An 18,501-nucleotide genomic window follows, 5' to 3' on the forward strand; every position below is an offset into this window, starting at 1 on the left:
TAAGTTAAACACTGTGCCAGCCAATCTCTGATTCAGCCGACACGAGGAGCGCGAATTATACGGGTATCACGTTTTTATAGCAAGGGGATTTTCCCTAGTCCCTAAATACAACCAGCCTTTTCGGTGCTACCTTGCCATCGTCATCGATTTCACCGACTCCGATAAACAGCTTCTCTTCACCTGAGGTCATACGAACCTGACCTTCAGCGGGTGCACCAAACACCTGCACTGGCTGACCGTGCTGAACCATATCTGTTAATTCAGGAATCAGGTTAACTTCCGGTAGATCCTGCACCGCAGTGTCCATAGGAAGAAGAACCGGATCCAACAACTCTTTAGGCTGGATATCCTGCTCTCTTGCTTCCTCAAGCATCGCCTCAAGCTGTTCAATCGTAACCATCTTCTCGTAAGGATAGTGTGATACACCAGTACGACGAAGGTAAGTTACATGTGCGCCACAGCTCAGCATCTCACCAAGATCATCCACGATAGTGCGAATGTAAGTTCCCTTAGAACAGTGAACTTCCATCTCAACTTCATCACCTTCAAAACGAAGAAGCTCAATCTCGTAAACTGTTATTTTGCGAGACTCACGTGGTACTTCGATGCCTTCACGAGCATACTCATAAAGAGGTTTACCCTGGTACTTAAGAGCAGAAAACATAGAAGGGATCTGATCCGTTGTACCACGGAACTTTGCGATACAGCGTTCTAGCTGACCACGGTCAACTTTCACCGGACGAGTCTCAACAACTTCACCATCAGAGTCTGAGGTATTTGTACGCTCACCCAGTTTAGCGATCACGCGGTAGCGTTTATCTGAATCCAGAAGGAACTGTGAAAACTTGGTTGCTTCCCCAAGACAGATTGGCAGCATGCCGGTTGCCAGAGGATCAAGCGCACCAGTATGACCTGCTTTTTCCGCAAAGTAGATACGCTTTACTTTCTGAAGCGCATCATTGGAAGAGATCCCTGTCGGCTTGTCTAAAAGGACAACACCGTTAACCGGACGACCTTTGCGACGACGAGCCATTACTCTTCATCCTCGCGACCAGATTCTTCTGCACGACGCTTGTCACTGCTAACAACTTCAGAAACAAGGTTAGACATACGCATACCTTCAACCAAGGTATTATCGTAAGTAAAACGAACTTCTGGAGTCAGACGTAGGCGTATACGCTTACCAAGCATCATACGAACATGAGCTTCATGTTCTTTGAGTGCAGCCAGACTCGTTTCCGGAGTCTGATCGCCAACACAAAGGAATGTAACGAATACTTTTGCGTAAGCAAGGTCACGTGAAACTTCAACGTCAGAGATAGTTACCATCCCCATACGTGAATCACGGATTTCTCTTTGCAGAATAACTGCTAATTCTTTTTGTAATTGCTGCGACACGCGCTGCGTGCGGCTAAATTCTTTTGACATAATTTTTCTCTCAGTAATACCGGAGTACGCACTACCTGTATGGGAATGATTCCGCAAACCGCTCAAGACATCCATGTACGCTTAGAAATTGCACATCCATGTGCAATTATGTTTGCTCCATCACACCCACACAGGCAGTCACAAACTTTCCCGATATAAGAAAATATGGGGGGATGGTAAATACCAGCCCCCCATGGTGTATTCAACAACCAATTGCTAAAGGAACCTTTAACAATTTTAGTCAATCTTTATTAGTCAAGCGTACGCTTAACTTCAACTGTTTCGAATACTTCGATCTGGTCACCAACGCGAACATCATTGTAGTTCTTAACGCCGATACCACACTCGTAGCCATTCTTAACTTCCTGAACGTCATCTTTAAAGCGACGTAGTGACTCTAGTTCACCTTCGTAGATAACAACGTTATCACGTAGAACACGAATAGGAGCATTACGCTTAATCAGACCTTCAGTAACCATACAACCTGCGATTGCACCAAGCTTAGGCGACTTAAATACGTCACGTACTTCTGCAAGACCGATGATTTCCTGCTTGAACTCAGGAGCAAGCATACCACCCATTGCCTGCTTAACTTCATCGATAAGCTGGTAGATGATTGAGTAGTAACGTAGATCCAAGTTCTCAGCTTCGATTGTACGACGAGCCGATGCATCAGCACGAACGTTAAAGCCAAGGATGATAGCGTTAGAAGCTGCTGCAAGTACTGCATCAGTTTCAGTAATACCACCAACACCAGAACCTACTACGCTTACTTTAACTTCGTCAGTAGACAGTTTCAGTAGTGAGTCAGTAATTGCTTCAACAGAGCCCTGTACGTCAGCTTTCAGTACAACGTTCAGCTCAGCAACTTCACCAGCAGCCATGTTAGAGAACATGTTCTCTAGCTTAGCCTTCTGCTGACGAGCTAGCTTAACTTCACGGAATTTACCCTGACGGTAGTTCGCTACTTCACGCGCTTTACGCTCATCACGTACAACTGTTGCTTCATCACCAGAAGCTGGAACACCAGAAAGACCGATGATTTCAACTGGGATAGAAGGACCTGCAGTGAAGATCTCTTTACCGATTTCATCACGCATTGCACGAACACGGCCATACTCCTGACCACAAAGAAGGATATCACCCTTGTTCAGAGTACCAGACTGAACCAGTACAGTTGCAACTGGGCCACGACCTTTATCAAGACGAGATTCAACAACTACACCAGAAGCCATACCGTCTGCTACAGCAGATAGCTCTAGTACTTCAGCTTGCAGAAGAATGGCTTCTAGTAGCCCTTCAATGTTTGTACCTTGCTTAGCAGAGATGTGAACGAACATGTTCTCACCGCCCCACTCTTCAGGAATAACATCGTACTGAGCAAGCTCGTTCTTAACGTTATCTGGGTTTGCTTCTTCTTTATCGATCTTGTTTACCGCTACAATCAGAGGTACACCTGCCGCTTTCGCGTGCTGGATAGCTTCGATTGTCTGTGGCATTACACCATCATCCGCTGCAACAACTAGAACAACGATATCTGTTGCCTGAGCACCACGTGCACGCATTGCAGTAAATGCTGCGTGTCCAGGAGTATCCAGGAACGTGATCATGCCGTTGTCAGTTTCTACGTGGTATGCACCAATGTGCTGAGTAATACCACCTGCTTCGCCTGAAGCAACGTGTGCTTTACGGATGTAGTCAAGTGTCGATGTTTTACCGTGGTCAACGTGACCCATGATAGTAACAACCGGAGCACGTGGCACAGCTTCAGCTGTATCATCACGATCAGATAGAACTGCTTCTTCCAGTTCATTCTCCTTACGAAGAACAACCTTGTGGCCCATTTCTTCTGCTACTAGCTGTGCTGTTTCCTGGTCAATAACCTGGTTGATAGTCGCCATAGCGCCCATCTTCATCATCACTTTGATAACTTCAGTCGCTTTAACAGACATCTTGTTAGCCAGTTCAGAAACTACGATAGTTTCACCGATAACAACATCTTGCTTAGCTACTGTCGCTGTCTTATCAAAGCCATGCTGCATTGAAGTTGGTTTAGCTAGCTTGCCTTTACGGCCTTTACCGCGCTGGTTGCGGCCACCACGGTTGTTAGCGTTGTTTGAATCATCGTTCCCCGCTTTCTTCTTACGCTTACGACGACCACCATCTGCGCGACGGTCAGCTTCGTCTTCAGCTTCACGGGCATAAGTAGAAGTTGTCACATGGTAGTCAGATTTCTCTTCCTGTGCCTTCTTCTTCTGTTCTTCTTCTTTCCAACGCGCCTCGTTTTCTTCCGCTAATTTACGAGCTTCTTCAGCCAGTCGTGCGGCTTCTTCTTCCGCTTTACGCTTAGCTTCTTCATCTTGGCGACGTTTTAGTTCATCTGCTTCTTTCTGCGCTGCTTCTTGCATAGCTTTTTCTGCTGGACTCTCTTCACGCTTCACAGCTTCTTCTGCTTCACGTTTAGCCTTTTCAGCATCACGTTTCGCTTTCTCTTCAGCGTCACGTTTTGCTTTTTCTTCGGCTTCACGCTTAGCTTCTTCTGCTTTGCGTTTTGCTTCTTCTTCAGCCAGACGCTTTGCTTCTGCTTCGCGCTTAGCTGCCTCTTCCGCTTCACGCTTCGCAGCTTCTTCTGCCTCGCGTTTAGCTTCCTCATCTACTGCGCTACGTTTAACGTATGTACGTTTTTTGCGCACTTCAACTTGCACATTCTTACTCTTACCACCGCTCGCTGCAACATTTAATGTGCTTCGAGTTTTGCGTTGTAGAGTCAAACGAGTCGGCTGAGCCTCACCAGAGGTGTCACCGTGCTCTTTTTTCAAGTGTGTAAGCAGTTTTTGCTTCTCTTCTTCAGAAACAACATCATTGCCTGATTTTTTGATTCCGGCATCAGCAAGTTGTTCGATCAAGCGCTCAACCGGTGTACCGATCTCTTCACTCAGGTTTTTTACTGTAAGTTGCGTCATTACGCTACCTCCTACTACTTGCTGAAATTATTCTTCTTCGCCAAACCAGCAGATATTACGAGCGGCCATTATAAGCTCTCCAGCACGCTCTTCTGTCAGGTCTTCGATCCCTTCTAGATCATCAATACCCTGATCAGCTAAATCTTCTAGTGTAGCAACACCTTTTGCTGCTAATTTGAACGCCATTTCGCGTTCAAGACCTTCCAAGCCAAGCAGATCTTCTGCTGGCTCAAGGCCTTCAAATGATTCTTCCTGAGCAAGAGCCAATGTTGTCAGTGCTTCTTTTGCACGACCACGTAGCTCTTCAACAATCTCTTCATTCAGACCATCAATTTCAAGAAGCTCGTTAACTGGTACGTAAGCGACTTCTTCTAGTGTTGAGAAACCTTCTTCAACAAGTAGCTCTGCGAAGTCTTGCTCAATGTCCAGATACTTCATAAAGTTCTCGATTGATGCAACAGACTCTTCCTGATGCTTCTTCTCAAGATCTTCAACAGTCATTACGTTCAGTTCCCAACCCGTTAGCTGAGAAGCCAGACGTACGTTCTGGCCATTACGGCCAATAGCCTGTGCAAGATTGTCTGCTTCAACCGCGATGTCCATTGAGTTAGCGTCTTCATCAACGATGATTGAAGCCACGTCAGCCGGAGCCATAGCGTTGATAACAAACTGAGCTGGGTTATCGTCCCAAAGAACGATATCAATACGCTCTCCGCCAAGCTCGCCAGATACAGCCTGCACACGTGCACCACGCATACCAACACATGCACCTACAGGGTCAATACGCTTGTCGTTTGTCTTAACGGCAATCTTCGCACGAGAACCTGGATCACGAGCCGCACCACGCAGTTCGATTAGCTCTTCAGCAATTTCTGGCACTTCGATGCGGAACAGTTCAGTTAGCATCTCTGGCTTAGAGCGAGTGATGAATAGCTGGAATCCACGAGCTTCCGGAGCTACCTTGTAAAGAAGACCACGTACACGGTCACCCGGACGGAAGTTTTCACGAGGAAGTTGGTCATCACGTAGGATAACGGCTTCAGCATTGTTGCCCAGGTCAAGCACGATAGTGTCGCGGTTTACCTTCTTAACTACACCTGTTACCAACTCACCTTCGTTATCGATAAACTGCTCAACGATTTGTGCACGCTCAGCTTCACGTACTTTTTGTACGATTACTTGTTTAGCTGTCTGAGTAGTAATACGGTCAAAAGTTACTGAATCAATTTCGTCTTCGATATAACCACCAACTTCGATAGTTTCATCTTCGTATTGCGCAGCTTCTAGAGAGATTTCCTTTGTTGGATTCTCTACTTCTTCAACAGCCATCCAACGACGGAATGTATCGAATTCACCAGTTTTACGATCGATTTCAACACGAACTTCGATCTCAACTTCGTATTTCTTTTTTGTAGCAGTCGCAAGTGCGATTTCAAGCGCTTCAAAGATTCGCTCACGAGGAACAGCTTTCTCGTTAGAAACAGCTTCAACAACCGCTAAAATTTCTCTGTTCATTTTTCCAGCCTCTTAAGCTCTTCTCTCTAGGAGAACTAAAATTTAGGGATCAGGTTAGCTTTAGAAATATTGCTTAGAGCAAACTCTTCCTCTTGTCCCTCTACAGTGACAGAGATAGTTTCGCCATCAACGGAATGGATAACACCTTTCCACTTACGACGGTTGCCCATAGCCATTTTCAGAACAATGCTGACCTCGTGACCAATAAATTGTTGATAATGTTCTGCTTTAAACAGTGGTCTCTCCAGACCTGGTGAAGAAACTTCCAGGCTATAAGCAACAGATATTGGATCTTCGACATCCATTACAGCACTTACCTGATGGCTCACTTCGGCACAATCATCCACATTGATGCCATTTTCGCTATCGATAAAGATACGCAGTGTTGAGTGTTCACCCGCACGGATAAACTCCAAACCAACTAATTCATAACCCGCAGCTTCTACCGCAGGTTCAAGCATTTCAGTTAGTTGCCTTTCTAAACCAGTCATTAAACCACTCCAGAAACAAAAAAAGGGCTCAGAGCCCAATCTAACATTCCAAGCAATAACACCACTTTCTGGAAACCAGAAAATAGATAATAAAAAACCCCGAAAAGTCGGGGTTTTTTAAATGCTGGACCCTGATACACCAAACAACTAACTTTAATTAAGTAAGCTATTTGGTTTCATAGTTAATATAATTCTAGCAAAAAATTGCCATTACAAAGAATATTAACTATGAACTTGTAAATCAGCATCAATATTGGTTGCGGGGGCCGGATTTGAACCGACGACCTTCGGGTTATGAGCCCGACGAGCTACCAAGCTGCTCCACCCCGCGTCCGACTGTCGAGCATTATACGCTCAACGTTTTGATTTACAAGTTATGGTGCCGAGAGAGGGACTTGAACCCTCACACCTTACGGCACTAGCACCTCATGCTAGCGTGTCTACCAATTTCACCATCTCGGCATTAAATCTTTTACTGAGGAATTTCGTCACTGCTTTTTTCAGCAGGCGCTTCACTCGGTACTTCAACAGCAGCTTCTACAGCCTGACCTTGAGTTGGGTCAATCCATTGTGATTCAGTTTTATGAGTTGCCATATTACCGAACACAAGAGCTACTATGAAAAATACTGTTGCACAAATTGCAGTCATTCGGGTTAGGAAATTACCTGAGCCGCCTGCACCAAAAACTGTGTTTGAGGCACCTGCACCGAAAGAGGCTCCCATATCTGCGCCTTTACCTTGTTGAATCAACACCAGGCCAATTAAACCAGCAGCTGCCAACAGGTAAATCACAAGTAGAACAGTAGTCATTTTTCCACCTATGTTTCAAATTGTCGAGCCAGCGCAGTCTTTGACAGATTCAGAGACAAAGCTAGCGACCTCCCTTATCGAAGGCCGAGCAATACTATAGGAACCGCTCTTTTCTGACAAGGGGTATTTCATCAAAACTTCACAGATTTGATTTAAATGGTTATTTTATCGGCTACCAATCAGTTATTGGTAGCCGATTTAGGATTTTAACAGCTTGCTTTAACTGCAGCGGCTATCTCCAGAGCAGAACTCTTCACAAGCTCAGAGTCTTCACCCTCAACCATAACGCGGATCAGTGGCTCTGTACCTGATTTTCTCAAGAGAACCCGACCTTTTGAACCTAATGTTGCTTCAGCGGCCTCAACGGCACTTTTAACTTCTTCTGCCTCAAGCGGATTTGAATCACCAGCAAAACGAACGTTTTCCAGTACCTGAGGATACAACGTCATACCCTCAGAGAGTTCTTTCAGGGACATTTCACTACTAACCACTGAAGAAAGAACCTGCAGTGCCGCAACAATCGCATCACCTGTGGTTACTTTATCTAACAGGATAACGTGACCTGAGTTTTCAGCTCCGATCGACCAACCTTTTTCTAAAAGCTGTTCCATCACATAGCGGTCACCTACAGCAGCACGAACAAATGGAATACCAAGTTGCTTCAAACCATTTTCCATACCAAGGTTTGTCATTAGAGTACCAACAACACCACCTTTTAGTTCACCACGACGAAGCGCATCACGAGCAATGATATACGCAATCTGGTCACCATCTATCTTATTGCCTTCATGGTCAACCATAATAATTCGGTCACCATCACCATCAAAAGCCAGGCCAAGATCAGCCTTTTCAGCAACAACACGCTTTTGCAATGCTCGAACATCTGTTGCGCCGACTTCATCATTAATGTTTACACCGTTCGGCTCAACCCCCATCGCAATGACTTCAGCACCCAACTCAGAGAATACAGCCGGAGCGATATGGTAAGTCGCACCGTTAGCACAATCGACAACAATTTTTAGGCCCGTTAGGTGAAGCTCTTTAGGGAAGGTTCCTTTACAAAACTCAATATAACGACCGGCAGCATCTTCAAGGCGCATCGCTTTACCAAGTTGAGAAGCTTCCACACACTCAAGCTCTTTATCTAGTTGAGCTTCAATAGCCAGTTCAACTTCATCTGGCAGTTTCGTTCCTTCAGAAGAGAAGAACTTGATACCATTGTCATAATATGGGTTGTGAGACGCAGATATTACGATCCCAGCCTCAGCACGGAACGTTTGAGTAAGATATGCAATAGCAGGTGTTGGCATTGGGCCAGTTAGCGTTGCTTTTAGCCCTGCAGCTGCGAGTCCCGCTTCAAGTGCAGACTCCAGCATATAGCCAGAAATACGAGGGTCCTTACCAATAATCACTTGCTTGGTACCACTTTTAGCAAGTACACGACCAGCCGCCCATCCTAGCTTTAGTACAAACTCAGGTGTAATAGGGTATTGCCCAACCTTTCCTCTGACACCATCGGTACCAAAATATCGTCTTTCTGACATAACAGATCCTAACTAATTATTTTATTGATCATATTTACAACTTTAACCACATCCATAGTCTCTTCAAAATCATGGACACGGATAATATGAGCGCCTTTTTGTGCTGCGATAGTGGCGCAAGCAAGACTTCCGGCAACACTATGTTCAGGCTTTTTATCCAACACTTTAAATATCATTGACTTGCGTGACATACCCGCAAGAAGAGGCATCTCGAACTTATGCAGTTCATCAAAGCGTTTCAATAGCTCATAATTATGTTCTATGGTTTTACCAAAACCAAATCCCGGGTCAAGGATTAAGTTTTCCCTGTTTATACCAACTTTATCGCAAGCTTCAACTCTCTCTACCAAAAATTCCTCAACTTCTTGTAAAAGATCGCAATACTCTGGAGCATCCTGCATGTTACGTGGCTGGCCTTTCATGTGCATCAGACATATTGGCACGTTGAGTTTTGCTGCCACCTTTAAAGCACCCGCTTCAGTCAAGGCTCTGACATCGTTAATAATATCAGCACCAGCATTTACTGCCTGCTCCATAACCTCGGCTTTACTGGTATCAATAGAGATCCATACGTCCTGATTCTTTTCACGAATCGCTTTAATTACAGGAATCGTTCTTTTTAACTCTTCTTCAAGTAGGACTTCTTTCGCCCCCGGGCGAGTAGATTCACCACCGATATCGATAATAGTTACACCAGCATCAATCATTTTGTCTGCTTGCGCTAATGCCATATCAATAGAGTTAAACTTGCCACCATCAGAGAAGGAGTCAGGCGTTACGTTGAGAATCCCCATCACTTGTGGAGTAGCAAGGGAGAGTTGTTTGTTTCTGGAAGTTAGTATCATGGGTAAACGTTCGAAATAAAAACAAAAAACCCCGAGAGAATCCCCGGGGTTTGTACTTATCAGTAAATATTACTCTTCGCCATCTTTTGGCTTAGCTTCAGTCGAGTTTTCAGAAGTTGCCGCTGGCTCTTCTTCTTTCTTCGCTTCCACTTTTTCTTCAGGATTCAAAGCTTCTTTCGCTTCCGCTCGAGCTTGTGCCACTTTAGCTTCCGCATCCGCCGTCCAACCCTGTGGTTCACGAATATCTTCTTTTCGCTCCATCAGATCATCAATCTGACCAGCATCGATGGTTTCGTACTTCATCAGAGCATCTTTCATCGAGTGCATGATATCCATGTTGTCTTCAAGGATCTTCTTCGCACGCTCATAGTTGCGGTCGATGATCTTACGAACCTCATCATCAATCAGTCTGGCAGTATCATCCGACATGTGTTTCGTCTGCGTTACGCTACGACCAAGGAACACTTCACCTTCTTCTTCTGCATAAAGCAGAGGACCAAGTTTTTCAGAGAACCCCCACTGGGTAACCATCTTACGAGCAATGTCCGTTGCACGTTCAATGTCATTAGAAGCACCCGTAGATACTTTTTCAGCACCGTAGATAAGCTCTTCAGCCAGACGACCACCGTAAAGGCTAGAAATCATAGACTCAAGGTGTCTGCGAGACATACTCACTCTATCTTGCTCTGGCAGGTACATGGTTACACCAAGCGCACGACCACGAGGAATAATAGATACCTTATAAACAGGATCATGTTCAGGAACAATACGACCAACAATCGCGTGACCTGCTTCGTGGTAAGCGGTTGACTCTTTAGTTTCATCAGTCATTACCATAGAGCGGCGCTCTGCCCCCATCATGATCTTGTCTTTCGCAAGCTCAAACTCAACCATTGATACATTACGCTTGTTACCACGAGCTGCAAAAAGAGCCGCTTCGTTAACAAGGTTAGCCAGGTCTGCACCAGAGAAGCCCGGAGTACCACGAGCAATCAGAGATGGCTCTACATCACCAGCAAGAGGTACTTTGCGCATGTGTACTTTAAGAATCTGTTCACGACCGCGTACATCAGGCAAACCAACTACTACCTGACGGTCGAAACGCCCAGGACGAAGTAGCGCAGGGTCGAGTACATCTGGACGGTTGGTTGCAGCAATAACGATAATACCTTCGTTGCCTTCAAAGCCATCCATCTCTACCAGCATCTGGTTAAGTGTTTGTTCACGCTCATCGTGACCACCACCAACACCAGCACCACGCTGGCGACCTACAGCATCAATTTCATCGATAAAGATGATACAAGGTGCTGCTTTCTTCGCCTGTTCAAACATGTCACGTACACGAGATGCACCTACACCCACGAACATTTCTACGAAATCAGAACCTGAAATAGTGAAAAACGGTACTTTTGCTTCACCAGCAATCGCTTTAGCAAGTAACGTTTTACCTGTACCAGGAGGACCTACCATCAGAACACCAGTAGGTATCTTACCGCCCAGTTTCTGGAAGCGGCTTGGATCACGCAGGTAATCTACAAGCTCTTTAACATCTTCTTTCGCTTCATCACAGCCAGCAACATCGGCAAATGTTGTTTTGATCTGCTCTTCGCTCATCATTCGAGCTTTACTCTTACCAAATGACATGGCGCCTTTACCACCACCGCCTTGCATCTGGCGCATAAAGAAGATCCATACACCGATAAGCAGAATCATTGGGAACCAAGAGATAAAGATAGTTCCAAGCAGGCTCTGCTCTTCAGGTGGAGTTCCCTGAACTTTCACATTTTGGTTAATTAAATCGTCAAGTAGCTTCTCATCGTAAATCGGCATGTAAGTTACATAGCGCGAGTTATCACGACGATAGAATACAATTTCACGATCGTTAAATTGTGCTTCACGTATCTGGCCTTGGCCGACGTCTTGTACAAATGTGGTGTAATCCACCGCTCTTCCATTGGTTTCACCAGGGCCAAAGCTCTGGAATACCGACATCAGGACTACAGCGATAACCAGCCACAGAATTAAGTTTTTTGCCATGTCACTCAAGGTGTCAGCCTCTCGATAACTAGTTGTAATTTAAAGGTAGGGTACTACAGTTTCTAATACCAATCTATACGGCTTCACGAATGAATTTGATAGTTGATAACTATTAGTGTAGCAACTGTGTTTAATTTAAACGGTTAATTTTAATGTAACTTTAGTAATAAGAGTAGCTAACCCTTATAACCAGTTGCAACTATATATACTTCCTGAGAGCAAACTCTCGAAGAATCTGGTTTACAAATATTGACTACTTTGAACATTTCACAAACATTTTTCATGTATTGATCAAAGCTTTCTCCCTGGAAAACCTTAACTGCAAAGCTACCATTAGGAGCAAGAACCTGTCGACACATATCTAATGCGAGTTCAATTAGCTCTAGATTGGTTAGGTTGTCGTTCGTATCTCTTCAATTTTAAAGATAGCACGTGAACGATAACTATTTACCCACAATAACTATAGGTAGCCAATAAATTATAGTCTTCGGTAGTAGATGGCGTTAAAATGTCGTTTTTCAACCCCAGCATCTGCTTATCTTTAAAATAATAAGGTACGCAGATAGAGTAAAACAAACTAATTGGCCGCGAAATGAACTTAAGCACAAAACAAAAGCAGCACCTTAAAGGCCTGGCACACAACCTAAAACCAGTTGTGTTGATGGGCGCAAACGGACTTACAGAAGCAGTGCTAGCGGAAATCGAACTGGCTCTTGATCACCACGAGCTAATCAAAATTAAAGTGACATCTGAAGACAGAGAAACACGGAAGCTGATCATTGAAGCTATCGTTCGCGAAACTGGCGCAGAGAATGTACAAACAATTGGTAAGGTTCTGGTTCTGTTCCGTCAGACTGATGAGCGCAAGATAGAGCTACCTCGTAAATAACTCATAGATTCAGAGTTAGTTACTGCTTTAACAAGCAAAAAAAAGAGACCGCATCAAAATGCGGTCTCTTTTTATTCGTCTCGCGCTTGAAAAAGAGAGTAGCCTTAAATATAAGCTACTTTGTCAATTTCATAGTCTTTATCGCCACCAGGGGTAGAGATAATAACTTCGTCGCCTTCCATTTTGCCAATAAGGCCACGAGCTATCGGAGAGCTCACTGAAATACGACCAGCTTTAATATCAGCTTCATCATCACCCACGATTTGGTACGTAGATTCCGCATCTGTATCCATATCGATAAGTGTGACTGTAGTACCGAAGATAACTTTACCTGTATTTTCCATCTTAGTTACGTCAATAACCTGAGCGACAGACAGTTTATATTCGATATCTCTAATCTGAGCTTCGCAGATCCCCTGCTCTTCACGTGCAGCGTGGTATTCCGCATTTTCTTTTAAATCGCCAAGCTCACGAGCTTCAGCAATAGCTTCAGAAATCAGAGGACGACGTTTTAATAGTACATCCAGTTCTTCACGCAGCTTAACTTCACCGCGAACAGTCATTGGAATTTTTTCCATTTTTAAACCTCTATGCCAAAGCCTGACTTTGGACAAAACATTCCCACTCAACTTATGCTGAGTAGGCTAATAATTCGAATCAGATTTCGGTTAGTGTAAACAAACTTGACTCGATAATCACTAGTAAATCAAATGAAGTTCTTCACACTTCCCGAGCAATAAATCTAAATACACCTAAAACAAGTGACTAAAGTCACACTTTTATTCTAAAAAAAACGAAAAACAGCTAATAGCACCCGTTCTAAATGCGTTTTTTTTAACTTTTTACGGAACTTAATTATTTGTTACATATTAATAAGTTAGATAAATAAACAAATAAAACATCGTAAAATTAAAATTTTTTTTAGAACATTTTACTCTCATACATTTCCACTTCAGCAGTAAAACATCTTTAGCGAACGAATGATTGCAAAAGACAAAAATCAGCTTGCTGAATTAAATAATCCCTGCCTGATAAATTTAATGCTTTTTATGCAGTTAGCTGATTTGTCGTTCGCATATAACTAAACACTCATAGGACCAATCACAATAGGATATTTACGATGAACAAAAAAATCATCGCATTAGCAGTGGCTTTCGTAGCTACAGGTGCAAACGCAGCAACTATCTACGAAAATGACCAAACAGCAGTTTCTCTAAAAGGTGAAATTGATACATACCTAAGCAAGTATGAAACTAAAGGTGTAGCTTCTCCTAAAAAAACAGACGCTGATATCGACCTTTGGGCAAAAATTCAAATCGATGCTAAGCACCAGCTAAACGAAGATATTTCAGTAATTGGCTCTTTCGAAATGGAAAACGGCAACGGCTTCCTACCTGGTGACAACGATTCAAATAGCGTGTCTACCGATGACCTTTATGTTGGTGCTATGTTTGGTGAAAACTTTGGTATCGCTGTTGGTGAGATCGGTGACTTTGGTGACTCACTAGATGCAATCATCATCGATAACACTAACGAAGGTGTTGGTTATGTTGACGACGTAGCGTCTCGCTTTGAGTCTAAAGGCCACGCTGTAAGCATTAAATACGCGACTGAGAATCTAAAACTGATCGCAGATACTTACCTACACCAGGATGAAGACAAAGATTCAACTTACGGCCTTTCTGCAGCATACGAAATGGCTGGCTTCTACGCAGGTGCATCTTACCAGGATCACGGTAACCGTCACGCATACGCTGAAACCAACAACGGTGACAACACTGTTATGGGTGTGAAACTTGGCTACGGCATTGGTGGTTTCTCAATTGCAACTCACTACGTTAAAGAAGAAATCAACAGCGTAGACGTTGACGTTTGGGGTGTTGCTGCTGACTACCAGATCAATGACGTTCGTCTATACACATCTCTATATAGCGGTGAAGTTGACACAACTAAAGATGATCTAGACGCTTACACAGTAGGTGTTGACTACGCAATCTCTGATAACCTAACAGCGTTCGTTGAATACTCTTCATCTGAAGGTACAACATTCGTAGCTGAAAACACTCCAGGTTTTGTTAAAGACTCTGAAACTGATGTTGCTGTTGCTGGTGTTTACTACACCTTCTAATAACATTGCAAGCATTATGATAAGCAAGCGCCCGCATCCCCCTGCGGGCGTCTTTATATCCTGAAGCCACATCACAGAATCACCTAACCTCAAAACTTCTCTAGAAAAACCTAAAACTAAAGAAATATCTCTTTAGGGCATTTTTCATCGTTTGACTAACTATTGCGACAAGAACAAGGGTAAAACGTACTTAGCAACAGTCAAATCGTATGTGAACTTACGCTGTTATATCTTAGACTTATACGCGTACAGTTGATTAGGCGTTCGCTGTTACAAGAATCTGGTCAAAGAACCGGGCATATAAACAGTAAATCAGGATACAAAACATGAATAAAAAAATTATCGCTCTAGCAGTGGCTGCTGTAACAGCATCTTCACTAGTAACAGCAGCTGAAGTATATAGCAAAGACGGTACTACTCTAGACATCGGTGGTCGTGCAGAGTTCCGTGGTGATTTTGGCGGAAGAACAAATGGCACTGATATCGATGGCACGATGCAGAACAATAGCCGTTTCCGCCTAAACGTGGGTGGCGAAACTCAAGTTACTGAACAGCTTACTGGCTTTGGTTTCTACGAAGGTGAGCAAGGTGTAAAATCTTCGTCAGATAACGACCAAACGGACAACTTCAAACAGCGCTATATGTTTGCTGGCTTAAAGGGAGACTTCGGTGCTCTATCTTTTGGTCGTCAGGATACTGCTGCCGTTCAGATTTCTCAAATGTCTGACGTTACAACGTTCACTGGTGCTCAAAAGTCCTTTATTTCGGCTTCTAACGAGCAAATCAACAACACCATTCTTTACACAGGTGAGTTTGATAACCTAAAAGTTAAAGCCAGTTATGTCGCAGGTGAAGAAAAGGATACTGATGGTTACGGCCTATCTGCAATCTACAAGTTAGATATGGGCCTTGGTTTCGGTATCGGTTACTCTGCTGATGGTAAAGGTACGAATACTGGCGATACTAATGAAGACGGCAACGCGGTTATCGCTGGTATCAACTACTCAATGGACGCGCTATATCTAGCTGGCACATACACTTCTGGTGAAACTGGTGCTGCTAAAGGCGAAGATTTCAACGGTATGGAATTCGCAGCGGTTTATAGCTTCGACAACAACTTCGCTCTTAAAGGTGCTTACCAAAAAACAGAGATCGAGCCAGCATCTGGTAGTAGCTATAACGCAAGTGACTTTTTCGAAATCACTGGCGACTACAAGTTCAACAATAACCTGAACGCGTACGTTGCTTACCAACTTAACAACCTGGACAAAGAAGACATGTCAGCACTAGGTCGTGGTTCATCAAGCGCTGAAGATACTCTACGTCTGGGCCTTAAGTACTCATTCTAATCTGAATACTTAACCATAGTGTCGATATGAGCCTCTGCAATGCAGGGGCTTTTTTCGTTACCCTCCTCCACAAATCAACATTGTGCTCCTAGTTATTTTTTATATACTCTCAGTAGCTTATTGAGATACACCGAGATACCTATGCGTTTACCACTATTTTTAATTGCTCTTGTCAGTTGTTTTTGTCAGGCGTACTCTCCTGTCGAGATGCTCCCGAAGGGTAGCCGAGTGGGTATTTCAGTCGAAACAGAAAAGCAACCTATGTTTCAACTCAATAATGAACAGCTCTTTCCACCAGCAAGCACACTAAAAGTCGTTACCGCACTTGCAGCTAAGTTGGAGCTTGGAGATAGCTTCAGATTTGAAACCCGACTAGAGAGTAGCGGAGATGATCTGATCATATTCTTTTCGGGAGATCCAACCCTGACATCAAAGGAGCTCAGCACTCTTCTTTCTATGCTAAAGGCAAAAGGAATGAGTGAGATTAAAGGCGATGTACTATTAAACCGAGGCGCCTTTTCTGGCTATGAAAGAGGTGTCGGTTGGCCGTGGGACATACTCGGAGTCTGCTATAGCGCACCGTCCAGCGCTATCACCTTAGACGACAACTGCGTACAAGCCTCAATATATACTAATGCTGATGGTTCGACTCGCGTCCATGTACCGGAACATCAACCTATTACCGTTACTACTAAGGCCGTCACTGTAAGTAAAGAAGTCCAGGAGGCACAACAGTGTTCATTAGAGTTAATTACCTACGATAATAACCACTACGAGCTCTCAGGGTGCTTAACTCATCGTAATAAGCCTCTACCCTTAAAGTTTGCTGTTCAGGAAACTGAGGGCTATACAGAGCAAACAGTAAGACGCCTGTTAAAATCGCTGAACATCACCTTCGACGGTAACATTTACTCAACCACTGAACGGCGTGGTGACCTTTTGGCTACCCATAAGTCAGAACCTCTTCCAGAACTGTTAGATACCATGCTGAAGAAGTCAGACAACCTTATTGCTGACAACATAGTGAAGACGCTGGGCGCTAAATTTTATATTCAGCCTGGAAGCTTCGGGAATGGTACAGAAGCGCTGAAACAGATTATATTCGCACATACTGGCATCAACATGACGTCATCACAATTGGCTGACGGTTCAGGGTTATCCAGAAACAATCGGATGTCTCCCCAGACAATGACCAAAATACTCGCTTATATCTGGAAACATGATTCAGAGCTAAAGCTTATTAAACTTTTACCTAGTGCAGGTGAAAGTGGCACTCTAAAGTATCGAAGAAGTATGCGTAACAACCCTATCAAAGGACACCTTAAGGCTAAAAGTGGGTCCCTCTATGGAAGTTACAATATGGCTGGGTATGTGTTGAGTGACAATGGGAAACCGAAAGCGACATTTGTCCAGTTTGTTACTGATTACTATCCACCAAAAAAGAGTGATGATGAAGTCATCACCACTCCTGCAATTTTTCAGTTCGAAAAAGCCTTCTATCAGGATTTGATTACACTTTCCCTAAAAAATAATTAACGACAGTAAAGTAGATCCAGATTCCTGATATATCGACAATGGAAGCCAAAACCGGGCTCACTAACACCGCTGGGTCCAGTTTAAAAGCTCTGGCCAGTATAGGTAACAGACCACCTAACGTGGTCGATATTGTCACTTGAATAAACAGCGCGACAGAGATTGCCAAGGCAATTATCGACAAGTCAAACCCGCCTGTTGACGCACCTCCGGTGAAAAACATCACCCTGCCAACAATGACAACAGAAACGACTATTGCTAAACATACGGCTATACGGCTCTCTTTCCAGAAAACTTTTAACCACTGCCGTTTCTTTAACTCACCTGTAGCCAATGCCCGGATCACAAGTGTTGCTGCTTGAGTACCTGTATTGCCACCTGCGGCAGCGATTACCGGCATATAGACAGCTAACAGCACAAGTTGACTAATTGTATCTTCATACTGTGCAATAATAAGCCCAGATACGATGCCCAATAGTGCTAGCATAACAATCCAGCCAACTCGCTGTTTTACATGCTCGAAAACACCTGTTGCAAGATAACTCCCGGCGGTTTCCGCTTCAGATCGGATAAAACCCATCTGATGCGCAAAGTGTCTGGCTCGTTTGTCGTAGCCTCTTACTTCCAGCTCCTGAATCAAGTGCTGAACATAAACCACAGTGCAGTGGGAAAGAATCCCGACAGCTTCTTCGATTGGCATCACTGCCAATAATTCTATTTGCTTATCCTGATCATATTGAAGGAAAGCATTACGTGCCGCACCAATTTCTGCTGAAGAAAATGGTGAAGATTGTTCAATATAAATATTGCTCATTACCGTCATGGCGAATCTCCCGATTAGCTTAAGGTAACGACCATCAACACACATAAATGCTCATATACAGCTACCGCGAGGGTTTCTGCCTATCGGCATAAGTGTATTTGCAATTAGTATGTGGAGAAAAACAGAGAAGAGTTATAGAAAAGGA

15 protein-coding genes, 2 tRNA genes and 1 pseudogene are annotated in these 18,501 nt (G+C 43.9%); 4 read left to right on the forward strand and 14 right to left on the reverse strand.

Annotated elements, in window-relative coordinates; all coding sequences use genetic code 11:
- Window positions 1-94 precede the first annotated feature (94 nt).
- The 12 genes and pseudogenes from truB to SNR28_RS23100 form a co-directional block, all read right to left on the reverse strand.
- Complete coding sequence (gene truB / locus SNR28_RS23045) at window positions 95-1,033, reverse strand: tRNA pseudouridine(55) synthase TruB (protein WP_375751189.1); 939 nt, start codon at window positions 1,031-1,033, stop codon at window positions 95-97.
- Window positions 1,033-1,428, reverse strand: coding sequence for a 30S ribosome-binding factor RbfA (gene rbfA / locus SNR28_RS23050; protein WP_375751190.1), 396 nt, complete (start codon window positions 1,426-1,428; stop codon window positions 1,033-1,035). The genes truB and rbfA overlap by 1 nt, the downstream gene beginning before the upstream one ends.
- Before the next feature lie 251 nt (window positions 1,429-1,679).
- Window positions 1,680-4,391, reverse strand: a complete 2,712-nt coding sequence (gene infB, locus SNR28_RS23055) for a translation initiation factor IF-2 (RefSeq protein WP_375751191.1) — start codon at window positions 4,389-4,391, stop codon at window positions 1,680-1,682.
- A 27-nt stretch (window positions 4,392-4,418) separates the two neighbouring features.
- Window positions 4,419-5,906 (reverse strand): transcription termination factor NusA, encoded by a 1,488-nt coding sequence (gene nusA / locus SNR28_RS23060; protein ID WP_375751193.1) that lies wholly within the window; start codon window positions 5,904-5,906, stop codon window positions 4,419-4,421.
- 35 nt (window positions 5,907-5,941) lie between these two features.
- Window positions 5,942-6,397 carry a ribosome maturation factor RimP gene (gene rimP, locus SNR28_RS23065; protein ID WP_375751194.1) on the reverse strand — a complete coding sequence of 152 codons (456 nt, stop codon included), beginning with the start codon at window positions 6,395-6,397 and terminating at the stop codon, window positions 5,942-5,944.
- Window positions 6,398-6,651: 254 nt separating this feature from the next.
- Window positions 6,652-6,728: transfer RNA gene (locus SNR28_RS23070), tRNA-Met, on the reverse strand.
- A gap of 46 nt (window positions 6,729-6,774) precedes the next feature.
- Window positions 6,775-6,859 (reverse strand) — tRNA-Leu (locus SNR28_RS23075).
- Between the two features lie 10 nt (window positions 6,860-6,869).
- Entirely contained in the window at window positions 6,870-7,208 is a 339-nt protein-coding gene (gene secG / locus SNR28_RS23080) for a preprotein translocase subunit SecG (protein WP_375751195.1), read from the reverse strand.
- Window positions 7,209-7,414: 206 nt separating this feature from the next.
- Window positions 7,415-8,752, reverse strand: coding sequence for a phosphoglucosamine mutase (glmM, locus tag SNR28_RS23085; protein ID WP_375751197.1), 1,338 nt, complete (start codon window positions 8,750-8,752; stop codon window positions 7,415-7,417).
- An 8-nt stretch (window positions 8,753-8,760) separates the two neighbouring features.
- Window positions 8,761-9,597: a dihydropteroate synthase gene (gene folP / locus SNR28_RS23090; RefSeq protein WP_375751198.1), complete on the reverse strand. Its 837-nt coding sequence runs from the start codon at window positions 9,595-9,597 to the stop codon at window positions 8,761-8,763.
- 69 nt (window positions 9,598-9,666) lie between these two features.
- Window positions 9,667-11,634, reverse strand: a complete 1,968-nt coding sequence (gene ftsH / locus SNR28_RS23095) for an ATP-dependent zinc metalloprotease FtsH (protein ID WP_375751200.1) — start codon at window positions 11,632-11,634, stop codon at window positions 9,667-9,669.
- A gap of 176 nt (window positions 11,635-11,810) precedes the next feature.
- Window positions 11,811-12,026, reverse strand: a pseudogene (locus SNR28_RS23100) (SAM-dependent methyltransferase); the annotation flags it as partial.
- A 200-nt stretch (window positions 12,027-12,226) separates the two neighbouring features.
- Between SNR28_RS23100 and yhbY the strand changes: the two are divergent.
- A complete protein-coding gene (gene yhbY / locus SNR28_RS23105) occupies window positions 12,227-12,523 on the forward strand; it encodes a ribosome assembly RNA-binding protein YhbY (protein WP_375751202.1) in 297 nt (98 codons plus the stop codon).
- Window positions 12,524-12,627: 104 nt separating this feature from the next.
- Here yhbY and greA read toward each other — a convergent pair whose 3' ends face one another.
- The gene (greA, locus tag SNR28_RS23110) at window positions 12,628-13,101 is read right to left on the reverse strand and encodes a transcription elongation factor GreA (RefSeq protein ID WP_375751204.1); all 474 of its coding nucleotides are present in this window, start codon (window positions 13,099-13,101) and stop codon (window positions 12,628-12,630) included.
- Between the two features lie 542 nt (window positions 13,102-13,643).
- On the opposite strand from greA, the gene SNR28_RS23115 reads away from it, so the two are divergent.
- The 3 genes from SNR28_RS23115 (at window position 13,644) to dacB (ending at window position 17,536) form a co-directional block, all read left to right on the forward strand.
- Window positions 13,644-14,651, forward strand: coding sequence for a porin (locus tag SNR28_RS23115; protein ID WP_375751205.1), 1,008 nt, complete (start codon window positions 13,644-13,646; stop codon window positions 14,649-14,651).
- A gap of 326 nt (window positions 14,652-14,977) precedes the next feature.
- Window positions 14,978-16,000 (forward strand): porin, encoded by a 1,023-nt coding sequence (locus SNR28_RS23120; protein WP_375751206.1) that lies wholly within the window; start codon window positions 14,978-14,980, stop codon window positions 15,998-16,000.
- 141 nt (window positions 16,001-16,141) lie between these two features.
- Window positions 16,142-17,536 (forward strand): serine-type D-Ala-D-Ala carboxypeptidase, encoded by a 1,395-nt coding sequence (gene dacB / locus SNR28_RS23125; protein ID WP_375751207.1) that lies wholly within the window; start codon window positions 16,142-16,144, stop codon window positions 17,534-17,536.
- On the opposite strand, the gene SNR28_RS23130 is transcribed toward dacB, so the two are convergent.
- Window positions 17,511-18,356, reverse strand: a complete 846-nt coding sequence (locus SNR28_RS23130) for a magnesium transporter (protein ID WP_375754151.1) — start codon at window positions 18,354-18,356, stop codon at window positions 17,511-17,513. The genes dacB and SNR28_RS23130 overlap by 26 nt on opposite strands.
- Window positions 18,357-18,501: the final 145 nt, after the last annotated feature.

The organism is Vibrio iocasae (genome assembly GCF_042245395.1).
Lineage (GTDB): Bacteria > Pseudomonadota > Gammaproteobacteria > Enterobacterales > Vibrionaceae > Vibrio > Vibrio iocasae.

Excerpts from the sequence above, each read along its gene's own strand:
- yhbY (WP_375751202.1), top strand. The coding sequence starts at position 12,227 with ATGAACTTAAGCACAAAACAAAAGCAGCACCTTAAAGGCCTGGCACAC.
- SNR28_RS23115 (WP_375751205.1), top strand. The coding sequence starts at position 13,644 with ATGAACAAAAAAATCATCGCATTAGCAGTGGCTTTCGTAGCTACAGGT.
- ftsH (WP_375751200.1), bottom strand. The coding sequence starts at position 11,634 with ATGGCAAAAAACTTAATTCTGTGGCTGGTTATCGCTGTAGTCCTGATG.
- truB (WP_375751189.1), bottom strand. The coding sequence starts at position 1,033 with ATGGCTCGTCGTCGCAAAGGTCGTCCGGTTAACGGTGTTGTCCTTTTA.
- infB (WP_375751191.1), bottom strand. The coding sequence starts at position 4,391 with ATGACGCAACTTACAGTAAAAAACCTGAGTGAAGAGATCGGTACACCG.
- rbfA (WP_375751190.1), bottom strand. The coding sequence starts at position 1,428 with ATGTCAAAAGAATTTAGCCGCACGCAGCGCGTGTCGCAGCAATTACAA.
- greA (WP_375751204.1), bottom strand. The coding sequence starts at position 13,101 with ATGGAAAAAATTCCAATGACTGTTCGCGGTGAAGTTAAGCTGCGTGAA.
- glmM (WP_375751197.1), bottom strand. The coding sequence starts at position 8,752 with ATGTCAGAAAGACGATATTTTGGTACCGATGGTGTCAGAGGAAAGGTT.
- rimP (WP_375751194.1), bottom strand. The coding sequence starts at position 6,397 with ATGACTGGTTTAGAAAGGCAACTAACTGAAATGCTTGAACCTGCGGTA.
- folP (WP_375751198.1), bottom strand. The coding sequence starts at position 9,597 with ATGATACTAACTTCCAGAAACAAACAACTCTCCCTTGCTACTCCACAA.
- dacB (WP_375751207.1), top strand. The coding sequence starts at position 16,142 with ATGCGTTTACCACTATTTTTAATTGCTCTTGTCAGTTGTTTTTGTCAG.
- SNR28_RS23130 (WP_375754151.1), bottom strand. The coding sequence starts at position 18,356 with ATGACGGTAATGAGCAATATTTATATTGAACAATCTTCACCATTTTCT.
- SNR28_RS23120 (WP_375751206.1), top strand. The coding sequence starts at position 14,978 with ATGAATAAAAAAATTATCGCTCTAGCAGTGGCTGCTGTAACAGCATCT.
- secG (WP_375751195.1), bottom strand. The coding sequence starts at position 7,208 with ATGACTACTGTTCTACTTGTGATTTACCTGTTGGCAGCTGCTGGTTTA.
- nusA (WP_375751193.1), bottom strand. The coding sequence starts at position 5,906 with ATGAACAGAGAAATTTTAGCGGTTGTTGAAGCTGTTTCTAACGAGAAA.